The following is a 22,563-nucleotide window of genomic DNA, read 5'->3' as shown; positions in this document are numbered from 1 at the left end:
ACTGCAATATGCAGTGTCTTTTTTTAATATATTGTCTTAGCGCACAATACCGCGTTCTGACTGTTCAACAGAGTCAATTAATAATTGAGCTTCAGGAACATTCGGAAGAATATCATTTTTAATCTGCTCAACAGCTTGAACAGAGGTAAGCCCTGATTTAAAAATTAACTTATAAGCCTCTCTGAGACCTTGAATTGTATTTTTAGACCAACCCTTTCTACGCATTCCTTCAATATTAATACCAAATGCATGGGCTGGGTTACCAGAAGCCATAACGTAAGCTGGTACATCCTTTAAAATTAGTGATGCTCCACCCACCATACTGTAAGAATCGATTTTACAGAATTGATGAATGCCAGAATTACCACCAATAATGATGTGATCACCTATATGTACGTGTCCGGCAACACCGACATTATTCGCGAAAATATTATGATCACCAACAATACAATCATGTGCAATATGTGTGTTAACCATCAATAGGTTATGACTTCCTATTTTAGTTAAAGCATTATCTTGCACAGTTCCTCTATGTAAACTGCAATGCTCACGAATTAAATTATGATCACCAATCTCTAACCAGGTTTCTTCACCTTGATATTTCAAGTCTTGGCAAACTTCACCAACACTTGCGAACTGGAAAATCTCATTATTTTGACCAATTTTGGTAAAACCACCCACTACGACATGTGAATGTAGCTTAGTACCCGCACCAATCGTCACATTTGGACCGATAACGCAATAAGGTCCTATCTGGACATCTGGAGCAATCACTGCAGATGGATCAATAATGGCCGTAGAATGAATTAAGTCGTGATTGCTCATGCCTGCTCTGTTTTTTGGTGTGAAATCATAATTTCAGCGGTTGTTGCTACAATACCGTCAACGGTAGCCGTACAGTTATATTTGTAGATACCGCGTTTTTGCATTACTAATTCAGATTTTAATACAAGTTGGTCACCGGCAACTACTTGTTTTTTAAATCTAACTCTTTCCGCACCAGCAAAGAGGAATAAAGAGCCTGGTTTTGGCGTTTCATTGTTCATAATAAATCCAAGAACACCTGAAACTTGAGCTAATGCTTCTACAATTAGAACACCAGGCATAATTGGATATTCTGGGAAATGTCCCTGTAGGAACTCTTCATTGATAGAAACATTTTTATAACCAACAATACTATTGTCAGTAACTTCAGTCACACGATCAACCAATAAGAATGGGTAACGATGCGGCAAATATTGACGAATCGTTTGAATCTGCATTGGTAATTCAGGGATGGCAAATTTAGGTGTAGTTGACTCGGTCATAATATTCTATTTACGCAAATTAAAGGTTGATTCAAGAGACTCTATTTGAGCTTGTATATGATCAAGTCGTTTAGTGATTTGGGTCAATGGCACATCTGCTAATTGTCGCAAGCGTACAATTGTCTTTTTCCAATGGCTATTTTCAAATAATCCAATTCCTGAAGAGTAAGTTCCAGCTTCAGAAATATTTTTTGTGACCATTGACATTCCTGTCAGAGTCACATTATCGGTAATAGAAAGGTGCCCTGATACACCGCAAGCCCCTGCTAGAATACAGTTTTTGCCAATTTTAACGCTACCAGCAATTCCGCATTTAGCAGCGATAGCTGTATTTGAACCAATATGAACGTTATGCGCGATTTGCACAAGGTTATCAATAATTACCCCATCTTCCAAAATTGTGTTGTCGAGTGCACCTCGATCAATACTACAATTTGAACCAATACGAACATCATTACCAATAATAACTGAGCCCAATTGAGCAATGCGATGCCACTTTCCTTGATATGGCGCAAAGCCAAAGCCTTCACTACCAATTACAGTACTGGCGTGAACTCGCACACGATCAGATAACTTAGATCCACCAGTAATGGTGACATGAGCATCAATAAAACAATCTTTTCCAATTTCCACATTATCATCCAGTCGAGTATGAGACTGAATAATCGTGTTATCACCTACGATACAATTCTCGCCAATTACGACGTAATGACCAATATATGCTGTTTCAGAAATGATCGCCGAAGGATGAATTTGAGCGGTACTTTCTATACCTACCGATGTGATTTTTTTATCAAAAACATGAGTAAGGATGGCAAAAGCTAAGTAAGGATTATCAACAATAATAAAATTTTGTTTGTCAGTAAGCTGTTCTTTAATAAGGCTTGTAACAATGTACGCACCCGCACGGCTAGCCTTTGCTTGATCAATATACTTTTCGCCATTCACGAAAGAAATTTGATGAGTTTCAGCATTTTCTAAACTTGCTAAGTTTAGAAACTGAAGACTACCCGTACCTACTAGCTCACCATTTACGAGGTGAGCTAATTCATCTAAACGATAATGTTGCACTTTCATTAATTTATTTCATTGAATTAACCTTTTGTATCATTTTATCAGTTAAATCATATTTAGCGTCATAGGCAACGGTTGAATTTTTATTCAAAATGAAGTCAAGATTATTTTCTTTTCGTAATTGTTCAGCTGCTTGCTTCACGCGAGTCTCAAAAGTTGAGTTCATTCCTTGCAAACTAGTTTGAACTTTAGACTGCAAACCTTGTTGAGTCGAATTAAATTCATTGAGTTTTGTCTGATATTGCGCTTGGAGCTTTTTAATATCATCTTCTTTCATTTTTTGCCCTTGAGTTTGGGCTTGACGTTGAAGACCTTCTAATTCTTTACCTAACTGCTCAAGACGAGTTGTTGTAGGTTTAACTGACTGATTTAAACTTGCGTTTTGTTGTTTCAAATAAGCACTGTTTTCAACAACTTTTGCAAGATCAATAACACCATAACCCGCAGCGTTAGTCATAGCAGAAACTGTCAGACCTAGTCCTAACATTAATATATTTAATTTTTTCATTTAAATTTGTGTCCTTATTTCATGTTTAGTCCAGTCGTACTTAGAAAGTACGACCGATTTCAAACTGGATCTCTTTGGTTTCATCACCAGGCTTATCATTTAGAGGGAATGCATAGCTAAGAGATAATGGTCCAATCATAGTGATCCATGTGAAGCCAACACCTACGCTATAACGCATATTACCTAAGTCGAAGCCATAGTTATCTTCACAGTATTTTTTAGCATCTGGAATTTGTTGACCATTCATAATCATAGAGTAAGAGCCAACGTCACACTTGGTATCGAATACCTGACCGCCTTCAGCAAAAATAACTGGTCGCACTTGACGAGTCCAATCTCCTTTGAAAGGTAATGGTAAAGCTAACTCTGTACCAAATTGTACTAAAGCATTACCACCCACTTCCTCTGGAGAAGTGTCATCTTTTTGCTCTTCTTGTAAATTTACACTTGAATATTTTGGCCCTAAGGTACTGTTATCATATCCACGAACAGAGCCATAACCGCCCGCATAGAAGTTTTTATAGAATGGTAAATCATTACCATAACCCAACTTACCATAGCCACGAAGTACAAAACCTGTAGTACCAATAGGGAAGAATGCCTGAGCATCATAAGTTGCTTTTTGGTATTCAACATCACTACCCGGCAAACCAATTTCCAGACCTACACGATGTGACATACCTGATGTTGGAAAAATTGGGCGGTTTAATGTGTTATATGACCAACCTAAATTTAAGTTATAAGTAAAGAACTCACCTTCAAATGCATTATCATAAGTTCTTTCGCCACCCTCCTCACATTCAGTGCGGGTGATATTACCCTCACTATCTTTTATAGGAATTTGTTTATCAAGTGGACAATAGGTCTCTGAACCTGTTGCTTTACCACCATTTGCCTTCAAGTAGTCACGGACATAGGTAGAAACAAAGGCACCTGTGGTTACTTTAGTATTATCAATACCAACTGAAGCACTTAAACTTTGATTTTCATCAATTGGATAACCAAAACTTAAACTACCACCGAAACTATCAGTAACGTAGTTATTAACGTTATAGTCGTCATTTAGCTTTGTTTTACGATAGTAAACGTTATAACCACGACTTACACCATCAATAGTAAAGTAAGGATCGGTAACACTTAAGTTATAGTAATCTTGAGTTTCAGAACGAGATAAATCAATCGCAACACGATTACCCGTTCCCATAAAGTTAGTTTGGCTCAAACCTGCTTGGAATGTGATACCACCACTTTGTGAGTAACCTACAGCTAATGTTGTAGTTCCCGAATGTTGTTCTTCAACATTTACATTTAAATCCACCTGATCTGGTGAATTTGGAATACGTGCTGGTTTAACATCAACAGTTTTAAAAAATCCTGTACGCTCTAAACGCACCTTGGATAAATCAATTTTTTCATTACTCGCTAAAGCACCTTCCATTTGACGCATTTCGCGACGTAATACTTCATCGGCAGTTTTACTGTTACCTGTAAAATTAATACGACGTACGGTAACTTGCTGACCTGGGTTTACATAGTAATTTAAGTCAACCACACCCGTTTCGTTATTAATTTGCGGAACAACATTCACATCTGCAAAGTAATAACCAGCATTACCGTATTTACGCAATAATAATTGCTTAACAGCATTCACTTTTTCTTGTGAATAAGTATCGCCATCTTTATAGATTTTTAAAGCTTGTAATTCTTCAGGTTTATAAAGTGCATCACCTAAAAACTTGGTTTGACCAAATTTAAATTGACTGCCTTCCTCTACAGCAACTTCAATAAAGATGTTCTTTTTATCTTCACTAATATTAAGCTGTGAGTTATTAATATGAAAATTGATATAACCTTTATTGAGATACATAGCGCGCAAAGCTTCAAGGCTCGCTGCCATTTTCTCTCTCGCATAACGGTCATTACGCGTTACAACAGAAGCCCAACCACTTTCTTTAACTGCGAAGGCTTGTTTAATATCGCTGTCTTTAAAAACAGTATTACCAATAATATTGATATTAAAAACTTTAGCAGCTGTACCTTCATTAAAATTTAATTTAAGTTCAACACGGTTATTTGGACGAGCGATCGTATCAACGGTTACATCAGCATCGTAACGACCTTGCTGGGTATATTGCTGCTCTAATTCAGTTTCAATTGTTTGTAAAGCCGATTTCTTAAAAACTTCGCCTTCAGCAATTCCCATTTTTTTAAGGCCTTGCTCTAAAGCCTCTTTAGGAATAAGTTTGTTACCCTTAAATTCAAGTTTTGAAATAATTGGGCGCTCTACGACATTAAAAACTAAAGTATCGTTATCTTTTGATGCTTTAATATCGTCAAAAAGTCCAGTGGCATACAATGCTCGAATTGCTTCTGCGATCATCGGTTCATTAACGCGATCGCCACTGTTGATTGGCAACATGGTATAAACATTTGCAGGAGTAAGACGGACCAACCCATCTACACGAATATCTCGAACAACGAAATCATCAGCTGCATATGCTTGTTGTACCGCCGCCATAGCGCTAACAAGTGCCAAAGGCATTAAAAAATGTGTGTGCCGCATGCCAGTTTTTCCAGTAAGTTATAAGTCCATATACGTTTACAAACGCATAAAATCATTAAATAAAGCCAAAAGCATCATACTACCGAGCAGTACCATACCAATTTTTAGACCAAACATTTGTATTTGTTCAGAAACAGGCTTTCCTCGAATAGCTTCAATAATGTAATAAACAAGATGTCCACCATCTAGCATTGGAATTGGTAATAAATTTAAAATTCCAAGACTTACGCTCATTAAAGCCATAAATGAGATAAAAGTCTGCCATCCCATCTCTGCACTTTGTCCTGCTACTTTCGCGATTGTAATTGGTCCAGAAAGATTCTCTAAACCAATTAAACCCTTAACCATTTTTACTATTGAACTCAATATCATGCTAGAGATTTGACCAGTTTTATCTAGTGACATCTCGAAAGCTTGTATTGGAGTATATTGAATTGCTTGCTTATATTCGTCAGGAATTGTAATTTTTCCTGCATCACTTTTCACACCCAAAACACCACTCACTTGCCCCATGTTGTCCCTTTTTCCTTGAGGCATGACTTGCAAATGAACTAATTGACCATTACGTAAAACATCAACATTGAGTAATTTTTCTGGAGAATGTTGTACTACCTCTACAACATCAAACCAGTCTTTCATTGCTTGATCATTAATTGAAACAATACGATCGCCTACTTTCATTCCTTGACGAATTGCAGCTCCATCTTGAGTCAATTCAGTGACAACAGCTGGAATAACAGGACGATATGGTAAAAAACCTAATGCATCTAAAGCCGATTCATTCTGATTTTTTAAGAAGTCTTTAATCGGTAAAACAATATTTTTCTCAGTACCCGCACGGTCTATATCAACATTTACACTACCAGTTTCACCTACACGATCAATCAAAGCAAAATTAAGCTTTTCCCAAGTTTCCGTTTCTTTTCCATCAACCGCAATAATCTTGTCACCTACTTGCATTTGTGCAGTGGCTGCTGGTGAGTTTGGTATGACTTTACCAACTCTAGTGTTTAGTTGTTCTTGTGCTGGTAAAAATAAGATCCAGAAAAGCAAGACAGCAAAAATCAGGTTAATTAAGGGACCAGCTGCAACAATTGCTATACGTTTCCATGGTTTTTGGCGGTTAAATGCATAAGGTAAATCCTGCTCTGCAACATTACCTTCGCGCTCATCAAGCATTTTGACATAGCCGCCCAATGGTAAAGCTGAAAGTTGATATTTGATTCCAGATTTTTTTGATGTCCATTTGAGTAAGGTAGGTCCAAAACCAATCGAATATACTAAAACCTTAACACCTAGTTTTCGTGCCACCCAATAATGACCGAACTCATGGATTGCAATTAAAGGACCAAGTAAAAGAGCTGCTGCTGCAATCATAAATAATGCGCTCATTTCAGCCTCCTATACTTGATATATATTGCTGTGCTACGTGTCGTGCTATTTCATCTTTATCTAAAATGCACTCAATATTTTCAGCAACTGAATTTTCCAATTTTTGCAAAGTATGTTCTACCACTTGTGGAATATTTGTAAATCCAATTTGTTCCTTTAAAAATGCAGCAACAGCAACTTCATTTGCGGCATTTAAAATCGTAGGTGCCAATCCTCCCGTACGCATTGCTTGACGTGCCAAATCAAGTGCTGGGAATTTTTGAATATCTGGCGCTTGAAAATTAAGCTGAGAATACTCAAATAAATTTAAAGCAGGAACATTAGTCTGTAAACGCTCAGGCCATGCTAGAGCATGCGCAATTGGCGTACACATATCTGGATTACCCATTTGTGCTAATGTTGAACCATCAACATATTGCACCATAGAATGAATAATACTTTGTGGGTGAACAACAACTGTAACAAAATGTTCAGATATTGAAAACAAATGGCACGCCTCAATCAACTCTAATCCTTTATTCATAAGAGTAGCTGAGTCAACTGAGATTTTCTGTCCCATAGACCAATTAGGATGCTTACAGGCTTGCTGAGGAGTAACTTCTTTTAACCGCTCTAAAGAATGGTTTAAAAAAGGGCCGCCAGAGGCTGTTAATAAAATTCTAGATACGCCCTGCTGTGGTTGCCCATTTCTTTCGGCTTCTAAATAATTATGAGGTAATGACTGAAAAATAGCGTTGTGTTCGGAATCTACTGGCAATAACAACGCCTGATGATCACGTGCTGCTTGCATCATGATTTCACCAGACATAACCAAAGCTTCTTTATTCGCTAATAATACTCGCTTGCCTGCTTTTACAGCAGCCAGAGTGGGCAGTAAGCCTGCTGCACCAACAATTGCAGCCATAACCACATCAACATCTGGATGTGAAGCAATGCTTACCAGACCTTGCTGGCCAACCAGAATTTCAATATTCTGTAATTTATTATCTGCAAATAGTGCTGTTAATTCGACAACTTTTTGCTCTGGAACAACCACAACTTTTGGTTGAAACTGTTTACAAATTTCAACCAACTCAGAAATTCGGCTATGAGCTGAAACTGCGAACACTGAATACTTATCAGGATGTTGATTTAAAATTTTTAAGGTACTTTGACCAATGGAACCGGTTACACCCAATATGCAAACAGATTGTGTCATCTATAAATCTACACCAATAAGTTTTAATATATACATCCCCGTTGCAAAGATCGGGGATGCAGCAAGTAAAGAATCAATACGATCTAAAACACCACCATGACCAGGTAGAACACGACCAGAATCTTTAATACCGGCACGACGTTTAATCATGGATTCAAATAAGTCACCCAAAACTGAACCAAATACTGTAATTAATGACAATATAAGAAACAGAATTTGCTGAATTAAAGTTAAATTTAGATAATGATATTGCACAACCAACATTATTACTACGGTCGTAATAATACCACCGTACAAACCTTCCACTGATTTGTTAGGGCTTACGGTCGGAGCTAGCTTTCTTTTTCCAAATTTGCGACCAACAAAGTAAGCACCACTATCTGCGCCCCATACGAGCAAGAACAGATACATTAACCACCATGGTGAACTCTGCCATACTACAAAAATTGACGTTACCGCAGCACAGACTAAAATTATGCCAATCACATACAAGGTCGCGTTATACCAGCCATCAAATTCTGGAAATGACTTAACCCAATATACACTTACAATCCAAGTCAAAATTGAAGCAGACCACAAAAGTAATGCAATATCATGGAAAAATAGGGCAACACCTGAAACAAATGCAACAAGCAGACCGTAGCACCAAGCTTTGGGTTTAACAGCATTTGCAGTTTCGCGAGGCATTAACTTATACCACTCATACCCCGCAACCCCTGCTGCAACAATCATAAGAACCAACATTGGATAATGTGATTGCGTAGCAAACATACAGCCTAAAACAACTGCAACAAGTACCAATGCGGTAACAATCCGCTCTAACATTATAAATTCTCTATTTTCTCTTGCTGAATTTGTTCAGATGTTTTGCCAAAACGACGCTCACGCCCTGAAAAAACATTCAATGCATGATCGAACTCTTTTACTGTAAATTCTGGCCATAAAGTATCCGTAAAATACAGTTCCGCATAAGCTGCTTGCCATAACAAGAAATTAGATATGCGATAATCTCCGCCTGTACGGATTAATAGGTCCACAGCTGGCAGATCGTTTAGACTGACATATTTTTCGAACAAATCAACATTTATTTGATCAGCACCAAATTCACCACGGGAAACTGCTTGAGCAACCTGTTTTGCTGCATTTGCAATGTCCCACATCCCACCATAGCTAATTGCAATAGTTAGGGTCATAGTGTCATGGTGTGCTGTCTGTTGCTCTGCATCTTCCATTAAGGCAACTAAATGTGAGGATAATCGAGAACGATCACCGATAAAACGCAAAGCAATATTAAATTCCTTCATGCGAGGTATTTGCTCATGAATACTTTCTTCCAGAAGCTTCATAAGCAGATCGACTTCATACTGCGGTCGATTCCAATTTTCACTTGAAAATGCAAAAACAGTTAGAGCACGAATACCAGTTTTTTTGCAATGTTCAACGATAGGATCAAGAACATTTTTACCCTCCCGATGCCCATCACCTTTTTGCATTTGATTTTTTTTTGCAAAGCGGTTGTTGCCATCCATAATGATGGCAACATGCTTGGGAAGATGATACTCTTCAGAATCGGTCATAAAAATTAGACCTTCATCAATTCTGCTTCTTTCGCTGCAAGACGCTTGTCTACTTCTGCAACATATTTGTCAGTAATTTTCTGAATATCATCACCTGCACGGCGCTCATCATCTTCAGAAATTTCTTTTTCTTTTAGTAATGCTTTGATATCACCTAATACATCACGGCGAATATTACGAATCGCAACTTTTGCATTTTCAGCTTCATTACGTGCAACTTTTTGCATATCACGACGCGTTTCTTCAGTTAATGCTGGTAAAGGTACACGAATTGCATCTGCTGTAATCGAGTTTAAACCAAGATCACTTTCACGGATTGCCTTATCAATAGCTGAAACCATTGTACGTTCAAATGGCTGAACAACAAGTGTACGAGAGTCTTCGATACCCACGTTTGCTACTTGATTTAAAGGCACATCAGAACCGTAGTAAGGAACCATCACACCATTTAAGATTGATGGGTGTGCACGGCCGGTACGAACTTTAGCAAACCCTAGTTCCAAAGACTCTAGAGTTTTTAACATACGCTGTTCGCTGTCTTTTTTCAGATCGTTAATCATATGATCTACCTTACTTATTTATTCAAAGATATATTTAACAAATTTAATTTAGCGCTAGTATAAAGAGCTTTCAGTAACACGTACATTATTTAGTAACGCGTGTCCCTTCTTTTTCACCCATTACTACTGACAATAACGCACCTGATTTATTCATATCAAAAACTTGCAATGGCACATTATGGTCTCGACATAAACAAATAGCGGTCAAATCCATAACACCAAGTTTTTCATCTAACACCTGATCAAAGGTTAAATGATCGTATTTAACAGCATCTTCAAATTTACTTGGATCTTTGTTATAAACGCCATCTACTTTAGTCGCTTTTAAAATCAAATTCGCTTCAATTTCAATTCCGCGTAAACATGCTGCTGTATCCGTTGTGAAAAATGGATTTCCTGTACCCGCAACGAAAACACAAACTTCACCTTGGCTCAAATGACGGATAGCATCACGACTTGAATAAGACTCTACCACTGTACCAATTGGCAATGCAGACATAAGACGAGTTCTGATATTACGACGAACTAGAGCATCACGCATAGCTAAGCCATTCATTACAGTTGCAAGCATACCCATTTGATCGCCTGTTACACGACCAACTAGGCCATCTTTTTGCAACTGACTACCACGGTACAAATTACCGCCACCCACAACGATACCCACTTGTACACCCAAGCCAACCAAGTGTGCAATTGAAAGGGACATATGATCTAAAACTTGGGCATCAATACCCATGTCTTTATTACCTGACAATGCCTCACCAGATAATTTTAATAGAATACGTGAATAACGAGGGCTAATTGTTTCCGCCATGACTTTGCTCCAAAACCTCTTAAACTGAATGCTCTTTAATATATTTCGATTAAACCGATTTAATTTTAATTAACTTTGCAAATAAATCGTATTCATCCGCATCGGTAATTTCGACTTCCAACATATCGCCCGGTTGAATAGTGTTCTTATCGATATCTTCTACAAACACATTACCGTCAATTTCCGGAGCATCGGCATAAGAACGTGCAACGGCAACAGGATATTCATCTTCTAAACTATCGACCAAAACAGTCATCGTTTGACCAATACGTTTTTGCAATCTAGCAGCAGAAATTTGTTGCTGAACTTGCATAAAGCGCTCGTAACGCTCTTGTTTAATTTCTTCTGGTACATGATCTGGCAAATCATTTGCCGTTGCACCTTCTACTGGTGAATAGGTAAAGCAACCTACACGATCAAGTTGAGCTTCTACGAGCCAATCAAGCAACAGCTGGAAATCTTCTTCAGTTTCACCTGGGAAACCGACCACGAAAGTAGAGCGGATCACAAGATCAGGACATTTTTCACGCCACAACTTAATTTTTTCTAGTGTATTTTCACTGTGAGCCGGACGCTTCATTAACTTAAGAATACGTGGGCTTGCGTGTTGGAATGGAATATCTAGATATGGCAGGATTTTACCTTGTGCCATTAAATCAATCACCGCATCCACATGTGGATATGGATACACATAGTGTAAACGCACCCAGATGCCCATTTGGCCTAGAGCTTCACACATGTCGAAGAATTTTGTCTTAACAGGCTGACCATTCCAGAAGTCAAGTTTGTACTTGGTGTCTACGCCATAAGCTGATGTATCTTGAGAAATAACCAAGATTTCTTTAACACCCGCTCTTTTAAGCGCAGCAGCTTCTTCTAATACACTACCGACTGGACGAGAAACCAAGTCACCACGCATACTCGGGATAATACAGAAGGTACAACGATGGTTACATCCTTCAGATATTTTTAAGTAGGCATAATGCTTTGGTGTTAAGCGAATTCCCTGTTCAGGAACCAAATCAATAAACGGATTATGTTTAGGTGGTGCTGGTACATATTCATGTACAGCTTCCATTACATCTTGATAAGCTGCTGCACCAGTAACCTTTAAAACGTTTGGATGCATTTGACGAATTTTGTCTTCATCTTTACCTAAGCACCCAGTAACGATCACTCGACCATTTTCACTCATGGCCTCGCCAATTGCATCTAGCGACTCTTGTACCGCAGATTCAATAAAACCACAGGTATTAACAACTACTAAATCAGCACCATCATAATCTGATGCAACTTGATAACCTTCAGTCTTTAACTGAGTTAAAATTCGTTCAGAATCTACCAATGCCTTAGGACAACCTAAAGAAACAAAACCGACTTTGGGGGTCTTCATGAATCTGCGCTCCACTTGAATGCGCGTATTGTATGTCTTTTCTTGTCTCAAGCATAGGTGGAAAGCCTACTCTTTGTGTAATGCACCAAAATACAACCAACATTTGCACCAAAACTCACCTTTGCACCAATTTAGATCATGTTATTATCTAAACTTGAGCCATCCGCTTTGATCAAAAGATATAAAGAACGATTTCAGCGCGTTTTTAAGTACCTTAAAACTTTAAAATAACCCATAAACAAAGTTGGCGTATATTTTGCATCGTTCATGTTCTATAACGGTGAAAATCCGATAACCAAGAAGATGCCATTGCGCTATTTTAAGACAGGAACGATTCGCTAATGGATCAACACAACCCTATCGACTATCGCCTATTGGTAGACAATTTAACTACTGCGATTTTATTAATCGATAGTAACTTGAACATTTTTTATTTAAATTCAGCCTGCGAAGCACTATTTGACATTAGTTTGCTCCGTGCTTCAGGACAGCCCGTTTTAAACTTGCTTCATGCCCCTGACGATACTTTTAATACGCATGAAGCTTTATTGAACACTATAAAAACCGGACAACCCTATACGCGTCGAGAAGCTGTCATTAATGTCAACTTTAAAGACCTCCATGTGGATTACACAGTTTCTCAATTAAATGCAGGTAAAAGCTACCATCCATTACTGTTGATTGAGCTTAATCCAATCGATCGCATGTTAAAGATTTCAAAAGAAGAAAATCTGGTTCAACAGCATCAGGTAGCTAGGCAGCTCGTACGTGGTGTTGCACATGAAATTAAAAACCCACTTGCAGGTATTCGGGGAGCAACCCAGTTACTCGCTCGTAGTTTAAATGATAAGACTTATGCAGAATTCACCGATGTCATCATTAATGAGGTAGATCGTTTAACTAACTTGGCTGATACCATGTTAGGTTCTAGACAACTACCAAGCTATGAAAATGTTAACGTACACGAACCCTTAGAACGAGTACGTTCTCTTATTGCAAACCAGACAAAGAAGAAAATTAAAATTATACGTGACTATGATTTGTCATTACCCGATGTTAATGCCGATCGAGATCAGTTAATACAGGTCATGCTCAATATTAGTGTAAATGCAATTCAAGCCATTACAGAGAACAAAGCATTTTTTATAGATCAGGAACCGGCGTTAATTCTGCGTACGCGAATACAGCGTCTTGTCACGATTAATGGTGTACTGAATCGATCTACCGTTCGGGTCGACATTGAAGATAATGGACCAGGCATTCCTGAAAGTATTTTAGAGTCTGTGTTTTACCCATTGGTTACTGGACGAGCAAAAGGTACTGGGCTTGGCCTGAGTATTGCACAGAATATTATGCATCAACATAACGGAATGATTGAATGCCAATCTGTTCCTGGAAAAACTATTTTTAGCTTATATTTACCTTGGGAGTCAGACCGTGTCGCGAAATAAAATATGGGTTATTGATGATGATCGCGCCATGCGATGGGTATTGGAAAAGACCTTTAAAGAAGAGGGTTTTGATGTTACCAATTTTGAAGAAGCACAAACTGCGCTTGAACGTTTACATCATGATGCTCCCGATGTCATTTTAACTGACATCCGCATGCCTGGGATTGATGGATTAACTTTCTTATCTAAAGTCAAAAACACTCATCCTGACTTACCTGTCATTATTATGACTGCACACTCCGATTTAGAGTCTGCTGTTTCAAGCTATCAGACGGGTGCTTTTGAATATTTACCAAAGCCATTTGATATTGATGAAGCTTTAGCCTTAGTAAATCGTGCAATCCTGCATATCAACAAGCTACAACAGCAAGAAGCTACAAAAACAGCTTTACCTGTTCAATCAACAGAAATTATTGGTGAATCTCCGGCAATGCAGGAGGTTTTCCGCGCCATCGGCCGTTTATCTCAATCTCATATTACCGTTTTAATTAATGGTGAATCAGGTACAGGTAAAGAACTAGTTGCGCATGCTTTACACAAGCACTCCCCACGCCGTGCTAAGCCTTTTATTGCTTTAAATATGGCAGCAATTCCAAAAGACTTGATTGAAACCGAGTTATTTGGTCATGAAAAAGGCGCTTTTACAGGAGCAAACACCCAGCATCAAGGCCGCTTTGAACAAGCAAATGGCGGAACACTATTCCTTGATGAAATTGGCGACATGCCATTTGAAACACAGACTCGACTACTTCGTGTGCTCGCTGACGGTGAGTTCTATCGTGTAGGTGGACACATCCCAGTCAAAGTTGATGTTCGAATTGTGGCGGCAACGCATCAGGATTTAGAAAAGCTGGTAAATGAAGGTCGCTTCCGTGAAGACTTATATCATCGCTTAAATGTGATCCGCATTCACATTCCTAAACTTGCTCACCGTAGCGAAGATATTCCAATGCTTGCTCAGCACTTTCTTGCGCGTGCTGGTAAAGAACTTGGCGTGAGTCCAAAAATCTTACGTACCGAGACAACAGACTATATGCAACAGTTGCCATGGCCCGGCAATGTTCGACAACTTGAAAACACGTGCCGCTGGTTAACTGTAATGATCACCGGGCGTGAAGTGTATCCAGAAGATTTACCTTCTGAACTCAAACAGGTTCCATTGCAAAAGAATACTGATGCTGGACAATCTGCCCCTTCATTTGAACGCATTTCTCTACATCATTGGGATGAACTACTTAACCAATGGGCGATTCAAAAACTTAAAAATGGTGAAATGAAGATTCTGGACATTGCAACACCAATGTTTGAGCGTACCTTAATTAATGCAGCCTTACTGCAAACTCGCGGGCGTAAACGCCACGCAGCAGAATTACTGGGTTGGGGCCGTAATACCTTAACTCGCAAGTTAAAAGAACTTGGAATGGATTCTGCTGACGATGATGAAGAAGATGAACATAAGATTACCCAAACTGAAGCCTAAACAACTTACCAACTAAATTAAAAAGCGGCTAACACATCCTTAGCCGCTTTATTTTTTATTAAATTTAAAAATGAACATCAGGTTACATCATTAAATCCTTTCAAAACTCACTCTAAACTTATATTTTCTATTCATTTATTTTTTAAATGAGTTGATTATTGTTCAGCAGATGATCTAAAAAAATAGTGATGACCATCCTTAAAGATAGTTTTGCTATACTAAACAAGCAAAGTTAACCGTTGTTATGAAATTTTATGCACGATTCCGTCCTTGAGTCACATCATTTAGTATGTGAAAAACCCCAAACACGCAGAGGTATAGAACGTCGCTTAGCTCTATTGCTAAGTGCAACTGAGCTGTTCTTGGAAAAAGGATATGATGCCGTTTCTCTTGATGACATTGTTAATCATGCTGGAGGTTCAAAAACTTCTATCTATAAATATTTCGGTAATAAAGATGGCTTATTTACCGCAATTTGCGATTATCGCCGTGAAATGTTTTTTAAAGATATTTCTGTGCCCTTTCAACCCTCCCAAACATCTTTACGCAACTATTTAATTCAAACACTCATTCGCTTTTATAAGCATATTATTCAACCCGAACATATCGCTTTTTTACGTTTGGTTATTGAACAAACACAATGCAATGCAACTTTGAGCAAATATCTATATGAAAAATGCGCTCAACATATACAAAACACAATTGCTCAGGCACTTCTAATTTCCCATCAGGCTGAAGAAATTCTTTGCACATCTCCTAATCATTCTTCGTTAATGTATTTTGGAATTTTACGCGATATAGAATGGCGCGTAATTATGGGGATGCCTCTACCACCCAATGAAAAAGAAGTAATTGATTATATTAACTATTGTGTTGATGTTTTCTTAAGAGGCCATCATAAAGTCTAATTCTTTTGCATTTTAAAATGCTTATAGTATAGTAGACTTCTTTTTTTCCACATCCACCCAGCCAACAACAGATAATTGTTGTATTTCCTAACAATTATTATGGAGTAGCTACATGGCTCTAAGACATTTCCTGACTTTACGTGATCTATCCACTCTAGAACTTAACCGCATTTTAGAACGCGCAAGCGAACTTAAAAAAATGCAACATGACAATCAGGTATTCCAACCTTTTGTTGGTAAAGTATTGGGAATGATTTTTGAGAAATCAAGCACGCGTACACGTATCTCTTTTGAAGCAGGCATTAATCAATTTGGTGGTAGTGCGATCTTTTTATCGCCTCGCGACACACAATTAGGTCGTGGTGAACCGATTGAAGACTCAGCACGTGTAATTTCAAGTATGCTTGATATTGTGATGATTCGTACTTTCGGTCATGACATTGTTGAACGTTTTGCATCGTATTCAAAAGTTCCTGTTATTAACGGTTTGACAGATGACCATCATCCTTGCCAGTTACTTGCAGATTTACAGACTTATAATGAACACCGCGGTAGCATTAAAGGCAAAACTGTTGCTTGGATTGGTGATGGCAATAATATGTGTAACTCATATATTGAAGCTGCACACATGATGGGCTTTAAACTCAAAATTGCATCGCCGAAAGGATATGAGCCTAAACCTGAATTTCTAGCAGAATTTGGTCATTGTGTTGAAGTTTTTGACAATGCAGAAGACGCTGCTGTGAATGCTGACCTCATTGTGACAGATGTATGGGCAAGCATGGGACAAGAAGAAGAACAGAAGCTTCGTGAAAGAGCCTTTGCTGCTTTTCAGGTCAATGAAAAATTAATGGGACTTGCTCATCCTGACTGTTTGTTCATGCACTGTTTACCTGCCCATCGTGGTGAAGAAATTTCTGAAACAATGCTAGACCATAAAAATGCAGTGGTCTGGGATGAAGCTGAAAACCGCCTACATGCACAAAAAGCCTTGATGGAATTTTTATTAAATGAGCACCTGAAATAAGCTTAATTTCTTTCTTTAAAAACAGCACTTTTATAGTGCTGTTTTTTTATTTTCTAAATTACTTCTTTTGTTTAGTATAATTTTTTTAATATTCTTGTTTAGGCTGACGAATATATAAGCAAGCCGTATTTTATCTCTCATATATAATCGTGTATAACATTGAACACAATAAGCCAAACTCACTCTTGCTGAGTACGATCATGACCACTCTTGAACAATCATTAGCTCAAATCCCTACTTTTTCTGTTATTCATGAGCACTTATTTAGTTCAGCTCAACCCTCAATCGAACAACTGAAACTGATTAAAGAATATGGTTGCAGTACAGTCATTAATCTCGCTTTAAGTAACGCACCAAATCATATTGAAAATGAAGATCGCATTTGTTTAGACCTCGGTTTAAATTATATCCATATTCCAATTGACTGGGAGACTCCATCTGCCGAGCAATGTTTATTAGTACTCGATCTTATTGATCATTTAGTCCAGAATGAAATTGTCTGGATTCACTGTACTAAAAACGATCGCTCTAGTTGCCTCATGTATGTCTATAGACAGTTTTATATGAATATGGACATGCCTACTTCTCAAGATTTACTCCATGAAATTTGGGAACCTAATGAAACTTGGACAGGTCTTATTCATAGCATTACCTTACAGCTACAAGGCCGTAAGGCAACTCTAGAGCTTCAACAGTCTTTGCAACAGGTCGATCACTTAGTGTGATGAGAGACTAGAACAGTTGCTGTAGCTAAAATACCTTCTTGACGACCGGTAAACCCAAGTTTTTCGGTTGTCGTCGCTTTAATACTGATTTGATTAACATCTACATTTAAAACATCAGCAATGCTTTGACGCATTTCCAAATTATGCTTAGCTAATTTGGGACGCTCACAAGCCACCGTAATATCAGCGTTATTTAACTGATAACCGCGATCCAATATGAGTTGGTAAACATGCTTTAACAATACTCGACTGTCTGCGCCTTTGTATTCTGGGTCGGTGTCAGGAAAATGTTGTCCAATATCTCCAAGTGCCAAAGCACCTAACAAAGCATCACACAGAGCATGAAGAACCACATCGCCATCAGAGTGTGCTTTCAAGCCATGTGTATGTGGAATTTGAATGCCAGCCAATGTAACAAAGTCCCCCGCCTCAAAGGCATGCACATCCATTCCTTGTCCAATGCGAATTTGAGCAACCATAACTATTACCTTCCATAAAAACTTAAGAAATCTTGTATTCAGCCTTTCTGTTTCGCTATAGTACACCTAGCAAAGTAGACTGAAAGTATAAGCGATCATGCTGTCTAATACTGATATGAATCAATTGAAAAGATTAAGTTTTGCCGTGACACTGAGTTGTTTGTGTTCATCTCTTGTCTTTGCAGAATCAATAGACTGCTCCAATTCCGGAACTGAGCTTAAAATCTGCTCAAAAACATTTAGTGACTCGAAGAAACAACTCGATAATAAATATCTTTCCGCATATTTAGTTACTGATGCCCCCTTACAGCTTTTACAGGATACACAAAAGTTATGGTCTAAACATACTCAGCAATGCAAGAGTAATACATGCGTTCAGCAACAGTTTGATTTACGTACTGATGACCTAAATTTTTATGCATCACTTAAGCAAACGCTTACCCAACATTATCTTAAGTTTGAAAATGGACGTATAGCTGCACAACCTGTTCACATTCAAGTCCATCAGCTTGCAAAGGATAAAATCAAGATTGAAGGAATCGCATACCGCAATCCAAATAACCGTAAAGAAACTCAAACGATTTCCTTAATGGCCTATAGTTCGCCTGAACAAAAAAGTGAAATTTTAGACAATGAGCACAACTGTAAATATCAGTTTAATTTTCAAAAAGCTTTACTTAATGTGAAAACCCAACAAAAAGGCTGTGAACGCTTTAGCGGAATCTACCGATTATATGATTAATACGTAAAATAAAAGCCAGTGTTTAAACACTGGCTTTTTACTTTCTAGACCGGATATTTTTGAGCAATATCCTGACCCACTAAAACTGCTGTCGCCGCAGACAAAGTCCACCCTAAATGCCCATGTCCTGTATTATAAAAAATACGAGGTTGTTTAGACTGCTTCACCACAGGTAGCATATTAGGCATCATAGGTCTTAAACCCGCCCAAGGCACCACATGCTCGGTTGAAATATCGAAATTACGGTTTACCCAATTCACCAATGGTTGAATACGATCAGCCCGTATATCGCGGTTGTAACCGTTAAATTCAGCAGTCCCTGCCACGCGCAACCGATCTTTACCTAAACGAGAAGTCACGATTTTAGCACTTTCATCTAGTAAACTTACCCACGGTGCATTCTTTACACTTTGCTCATCTTTTAATTGCACGGTAATTGAATAACCTTTTACGGGATAAACATTTACTCGCTCACCAATCATATCGGCGAGTTGATAACTCCCTACACCACCACAAACCACAAGCACGTCACCTTTAATCTGGATGTTATCGGATTCAACAAGATAAGGATGCTCTGCGCTTGGCTGACAACTTACGATCACTTTGTCTGGATGACACTTAATATCTGTGACTTCCAAACCAAATTTATACTCAACACCGTATTGTTTAGTCTTTTCAGCCAAAGAGGTTGAATATTTATGAATATCCCCCGTTGCATCACTTGGTGTGTAATAGCCACCAAAATATTCACCCGTTAACGATGGCTCTATCGTTTTCATTTCATCAAGTGAAACTGAATAACGCTCCAATTTACCTTTATTCAAGACATCATTGACTTGTTTAGCGATCTCGTAATCGGCCTTACTATGATACATATGAAGAATACCACGTTTCTCCAAATCAAACTGAAGTTGCTCTTTTTCTGCAACTTCAAACAAGCGCTTACGGGCGAGTAATGCCAATCGGACCGTCTCGATCGTATTAGCTTCATAGTTTTTAATATGGGATAAGAACTCAACCAGCCAACTATACTTATGCAAACTAAATGAAGGATTTAGTAATAGCGGCGCATCTTTTTGTCTCATCCACTTAAAGCCCTTAACTACAGTAGCTTTTTGGTTCCATACTTCGGCGTTACAAGCCGATAATTGCCCTCCATTGGCAAATGATGTTTCCATTGCAGGATATAGATGTCGATCAATCACTGTGACTTGATAACCTAGTTGCGATAATTCATAGGCAGAGGTAACCCCTGTGATTCCCGCACCTATCACAATAACATGTGGCATAACAGACTCCTCAGAAATGCAAAACATTTCATCAGTACAGCCCATCTGTCATTGGTACCTGAGAGTTTCGACCCCAACGTTACCTTTTAACGTTTAGATCTTCCCCTTCGGTGAGTTTATAATTTATAAGTTATTATTTTCAATTCTTATAAATCTAAGCTTCTCTCCAGATTTTTTAATTATTACAGTCCTTCTGCCTGAGAGTTTCCGGGCTTGTTGCTCCTTCGGCGGGTTCTTTCGAACCTCTCTCCCGCAATAATTTTGTATTTATATAAGCAATGTATCTGCCACTTTAAAAAAAACGCATTCTTTTCTTGTAAACTTTTGTACCAGCAATTAGCAATTTATAAATCATTAATTTAATTATAAAAATAAAAAAGGTGAATCTTTATGAATTCACCTTTTGTGTTTAATTAGAGTTTTCCATTGAGCACTGGGTCTGAAACTGTACCCTTCCATTGCTCACGCAAGGTCGGTAAATAAAATTTCTCACCAATAGTGACCAGTTCTGCATCAATCAATGCGTGAACTTCGTGCATAAAAATATAATCAAGTGCAACCAAAGAAAGTTCATGATTTTTTTGGGCAGTTTTTTTGCGTTTCGCTTGAGCTTGTTTCACTAACTCATTCGCAAAGTTTTTATCTTTATAAGCCGTAATTGCATTTAAACGAAGTTCAATAACACCCCATCCAGCTAATAGCTTTTTAAAGACATCAAAATCTTCTGAAGTTGATTCCCATGTTACATTTTCTAGATCATTATCATCAGGTAAAACTGGCAATAACAGGTCACCTGTACTTGGGAAAATCTTTTTAAGATTTAACAGAAACTTAACAGGCTGATCACCGGGATAATCATTAAATTGCACATGTTGTTCGGTATCTGTTAAATAAATAGAGAGCATTGAAAATTTCCAAACGTAAGTTTCTGTTTTTAATAAGTTAAAAAAGAACCTATCAAAATTCTATCAAAACTTTAGAAAAACAGTATTTTGAAGTGTTGCGTATTCTAGCAATTATGACAGCTTATACAACGCTAATTCGCCATTAATTACTGAAACTTACACCCTCCTGACAAAAAGCCCTCCGAAAAGAGCTCTTTGTTGATGCAGACTCAATTCTTGCCATCGCTATAAACTCCACCAATAACTTGTCTTTAGCAGGGCATCTTATGCCGTAATAGATATAAAGCTAATAAGACTTTTTAATAAAGTTGTTCATCCTAGTTCTAAACTAAACTGAAGAAATAAACTCTGCTGTAGTTTTTAACTGAACAAAAGCATTTCTTAAAACTTGATTATGATGATCAATGATTTGCAGAGCATTTAAAGCTGCTGAATCAGTTGTTGTATGTGCATCTGAAATTAGTGTCACTTTATATCCATACTCTGAAGCAGCTCTAACAGTAGTATCAATACAATATTCAGTTTTCATTCCAGTCATTATGATTTCATCAATATCAAGTTTCTCTAATACTTCTTTTAAAAGAGTATTTTTAAAGCTGCTAGGGTACATTTTTTCAATGACTGTATCTTTATGTGGATTAAAAGGTAAATCTGTAATTAGTTGAGTGTTCGGGCCGTTTGGATCTAATAGCGTACCTTTCTCACCAACATGCCGAATAAAGATAATTGGTCTATCATTCAACCGGCAATATTCAATAAGGCTAAGAATATTTGAAAGTACAAGTTTGACATTATGTGGCTTAGGTTCACCGTTAAATAAGCCATTTTGCATATCAATGACGAGTAAAGCCGATTTTGAGTTACTACTGAGTTCTTTCATAATCTTTCTCTGTAAAACCAATAATGAACAGAGAAAAATTAACCCAGCCATTATTGGCTGGGTTTGGTTATCTTATTAATTCACTTTAATAAAAAATCACACGCAGCCTTCCTTAAAGATCGTGGTGGTTGTGGTGATTTTATTCAAAAAACAGTTCATTTATTTTAACTGCCCATAATTAAAGCGTGATTAACCATACCATAGCTTTTTCAAAAGAAATAAAGCTTTTTAACTTTTTTATTCTGTGAAGTACCTTTACTCTTACCTAGTTCTTACAGAAATACTTCATAA

General features: G+C 37.8%; 22 protein-coding genes and 1 riboswitch. Of the genes, 6 read left to right on the top strand and 16 right to left on the bottom strand.

Translation table 11 applies throughout. The features are described from left to right. Positions 1 to 36 precede the first annotated feature (36 nt). The 12 genes from lpxA to rimO all read right to left on the bottom strand — a co-directional run bounded on the left by lpxA (position 37) and on the right by rimO (position 12,386). On the bottom strand, positions 37 to 825 hold the full coding sequence (gene lpxA / locus F936_RS08480) for an acyl-ACP--UDP-N-acetylglucosamine O-acyltransferase (protein ID WP_003652175.1): 789 nt from the start codon (positions 823 to 825) through the stop codon (positions 37 to 39). Continuing rightward, positions 822 to 1,307: a 3-hydroxyacyl-ACP dehydratase FabZ gene (fabZ, locus tag F936_RS08475; RefSeq protein WP_003652176.1), complete on the bottom strand. Its 486-nt coding sequence runs from the start codon at positions 1,305 to 1,307 to the stop codon at positions 822 to 824. The genes lpxA and fabZ overlap by 4 nt, the downstream gene beginning before the upstream one ends. A gap of 6 nt (positions 1,308 to 1,313) precedes the next feature. Continuing rightward, positions 1,314 to 2,384 carry a UDP-3-O-(3-hydroxymyristoyl)glucosamine N-acyltransferase gene (gene lpxD, locus F936_RS08470; RefSeq protein ID WP_005046635.1) on the bottom strand — a complete coding sequence of 357 codons (1,071 nt, stop codon included), beginning with the start codon at positions 2,382 to 2,384 and terminating at the stop codon, positions 1,314 to 1,316. 4 nt (positions 2,385 to 2,388) lie between these two features. Continuing rightward, positions 2,389 to 2,889 carry an OmpH/Skp family outer membrane protein gene (locus F936_RS08465; protein ID WP_003652178.1) on the bottom strand — a complete coding sequence of 167 codons (501 nt, stop codon included), beginning with the start codon at positions 2,887 to 2,889 and terminating at the stop codon, positions 2,389 to 2,391. A gap of 40 nt (positions 2,890 to 2,929) precedes the next feature. Continuing rightward, positions 2,930 to 5,452 (bottom strand): outer membrane protein assembly factor BamA, encoded by a 2,523-nt coding sequence (bamA, locus tag F936_RS08460; RefSeq protein ID WP_005046634.1) that lies wholly within the window; start codon positions 5,450 to 5,452, stop codon positions 2,930 to 2,932. A 36-nt stretch (positions 5,453 to 5,488) separates the two neighbouring features. Beyond that, a complete protein-coding gene (rseP, locus tag F936_RS08455; protein WP_005046633.1) occupies positions 5,489 to 6,844 on the bottom strand; it encodes an RIP metalloprotease RseP in 1,356 nt (451 codons plus the stop codon). 1 nt (position 6,845) lies between these two features. Next, complete coding sequence (gene ispC, locus F936_RS08450; RefSeq protein WP_005046632.1) at positions 6,846 to 8,042, bottom strand: 1-deoxy-D-xylulose-5-phosphate reductoisomerase; 1,197 nt, start codon at positions 8,040 to 8,042, stop codon at positions 6,846 to 6,848. Then, complete coding sequence (locus tag F936_RS08445; protein ID WP_005046631.1) at positions 8,043 to 8,867, bottom strand: phosphatidate cytidylyltransferase; 825 nt, start codon at positions 8,865 to 8,867, stop codon at positions 8,043 to 8,045. After that, positions 8,867 to 9,619, bottom strand: a complete 753-nt coding sequence (uppS, locus tag F936_RS08440; RefSeq protein WP_003652183.1) for a polyprenyl diphosphate synthase — start codon at positions 9,617 to 9,619, stop codon at positions 8,867 to 8,869. Before uppS ends, F936_RS08445 begins: the two co-directional genes overlap by 1 nt. A gap of 5 nt (positions 9,620 to 9,624) precedes the next feature. Continuing rightward, complete coding sequence (frr, locus tag F936_RS08435) at positions 9,625 to 10,179, bottom strand: ribosome recycling factor (RefSeq protein ID WP_005046629.1); 555 nt, start codon at positions 10,177 to 10,179, stop codon at positions 9,625 to 9,627. A gap of 85 nt (positions 10,180 to 10,264) precedes the next feature. Beyond that, positions 10,265 to 10,993 (bottom strand): UMP kinase, encoded by a 729-nt coding sequence (gene pyrH, locus F936_RS08430; protein WP_003652185.1) that lies wholly within the window; start codon positions 10,991 to 10,993, stop codon positions 10,265 to 10,267. Between the two features lie 49 nt (positions 10,994 to 11,042). After that, a complete protein-coding gene (rimO, locus tag F936_RS08425; RefSeq protein WP_005046627.1) occupies positions 11,043 to 12,386 on the bottom strand; it encodes a 30S ribosomal protein S12 methylthiotransferase RimO in 1,344 nt (447 codons plus the stop codon). A 341-nt stretch (positions 12,387 to 12,727) separates the two neighbouring features. Between rimO and glnL the strand changes: the two genes are divergently transcribed. The 5 genes from glnL to F936_RS08400 all read left to right on the top strand — a co-directional run bounded on the left by glnL (position 12,728) and on the right by F936_RS08400 (position 17,977). Further along, a complete protein-coding gene (glnL, locus tag F936_RS08420; RefSeq protein WP_005046625.1) occupies positions 12,728 to 13,837 on the top strand; it encodes a nitrogen regulation protein NR(II) in 1,110 nt (369 codons plus the stop codon). Beyond that, positions 13,824 to 15,317 carry a nitrogen regulation protein NR(I) gene (glnG, locus tag F936_RS08415; RefSeq protein ID WP_005046624.1) on the top strand — a complete coding sequence of 498 codons (1,494 nt, stop codon included), beginning with the start codon at positions 13,824 to 13,826 and terminating at the stop codon, positions 15,315 to 15,317. Before glnL ends, glnG begins: the two co-directional genes overlap by 14 nt. 254 nt (positions 15,318 to 15,571) lie before the next feature. Continuing rightward, positions 15,572 to 16,225 (top strand): TetR/AcrR family transcriptional regulator, encoded by a 654-nt coding sequence (locus F936_RS08410; protein WP_005046622.1) that lies wholly within the window; start codon positions 15,572 to 15,574, stop codon positions 16,223 to 16,225. Between the two features lie 112 nt (positions 16,226 to 16,337). Beyond that, entirely contained in the window at positions 16,338 to 17,252 is a 915-nt protein-coding gene (gene argF / locus F936_RS08405) for an ornithine carbamoyltransferase (RefSeq protein WP_004643115.1), read from the top strand. Positions 17,253 to 17,452: 200 nt separating this feature from the next. After that, the gene (locus F936_RS08400; RefSeq protein WP_004643117.1) at positions 17,453 to 17,977 is read left to right on the top strand and encodes a protein tyrosine phosphatase family protein; all 525 of its coding nucleotides are present in this window, start codon (positions 17,453 to 17,455) and stop codon (positions 17,975 to 17,977) included. Here the strand turns inward: F936_RS08400 and ispF are convergent. Continuing rightward, positions 17,965 to 18,456 carry a 2-C-methyl-D-erythritol 2,4-cyclodiphosphate synthase gene (gene ispF / locus F936_RS08395; protein ID WP_003652198.1) on the bottom strand — a complete coding sequence of 164 codons (492 nt, stop codon included), beginning with the start codon at positions 18,454 to 18,456 and terminating at the stop codon, positions 17,965 to 17,967. The two genes, F936_RS08400 and ispF, sit on opposite strands and share 13 nt — an antisense overlap. A gap of 97 nt (positions 18,457 to 18,553) precedes the next feature. Here ispF and F936_RS08390 point away from each other — a divergent pair, with 97 nt between their 5' ends. After that, positions 18,554 to 19,198, top strand: a complete 645-nt coding sequence (locus F936_RS08390; RefSeq protein ID WP_005046620.1) for an A1S_1983 family putative colistin resistance protein — start codon at positions 18,554 to 18,556, stop codon at positions 19,196 to 19,198. A 44-nt stretch (positions 19,199 to 19,242) separates the two neighbouring features. Here the strand turns inward: F936_RS08390 and F936_RS08385 are convergent, their stop codons facing one another. From F936_RS08385 to F936_RS08375, 3 genes are all read right to left on the bottom strand, one after another. Beyond that, positions 19,243 to 20,487, bottom strand: coding sequence for a D-amino acid dehydrogenase (locus F936_RS08385; protein ID WP_005046618.1), 1,245 nt, complete (start codon positions 20,485 to 20,487; stop codon positions 19,243 to 19,245). A gap of 175 nt (positions 20,488 to 20,662) precedes the next feature. After that, a riboswitch (glycine riboswitch) is annotated at positions 20,663 to 20,750 on the bottom strand. A 150-nt stretch (positions 20,751 to 20,900) separates the two neighbouring features. Next, positions 20,901 to 21,392 (bottom strand): hypothetical protein, encoded by a 492-nt coding sequence (locus F936_RS08380; RefSeq protein ID WP_003652204.1) that lies wholly within the window; start codon positions 21,390 to 21,392, stop codon positions 20,901 to 20,903. Between the two features lie 328 nt (positions 21,393 to 21,720). Further along, the gene (locus F936_RS08375; RefSeq protein ID WP_005046615.1) at positions 21,721 to 22,272 is read right to left on the bottom strand and encodes a cysteine hydrolase family protein; all 552 of its coding nucleotides are present in this window, start codon (positions 22,270 to 22,272) and stop codon (positions 21,721 to 21,723) included. Positions 22,273 to 22,563: the final 291 nt, after the last annotated feature.

Source organism: Acinetobacter calcoaceticus DSM 30006 = CIP 81.8, assembly GCF_000368965.1.
GTDB lineage: Bacteria > Pseudomonadota > Gammaproteobacteria > Pseudomonadales > Moraxellaceae > Acinetobacter > Acinetobacter calcoaceticus.
Note: the sequence above shows the minus strand (reverse complement) of the source record. Positions and strands in the feature narration are given on the sequence as shown.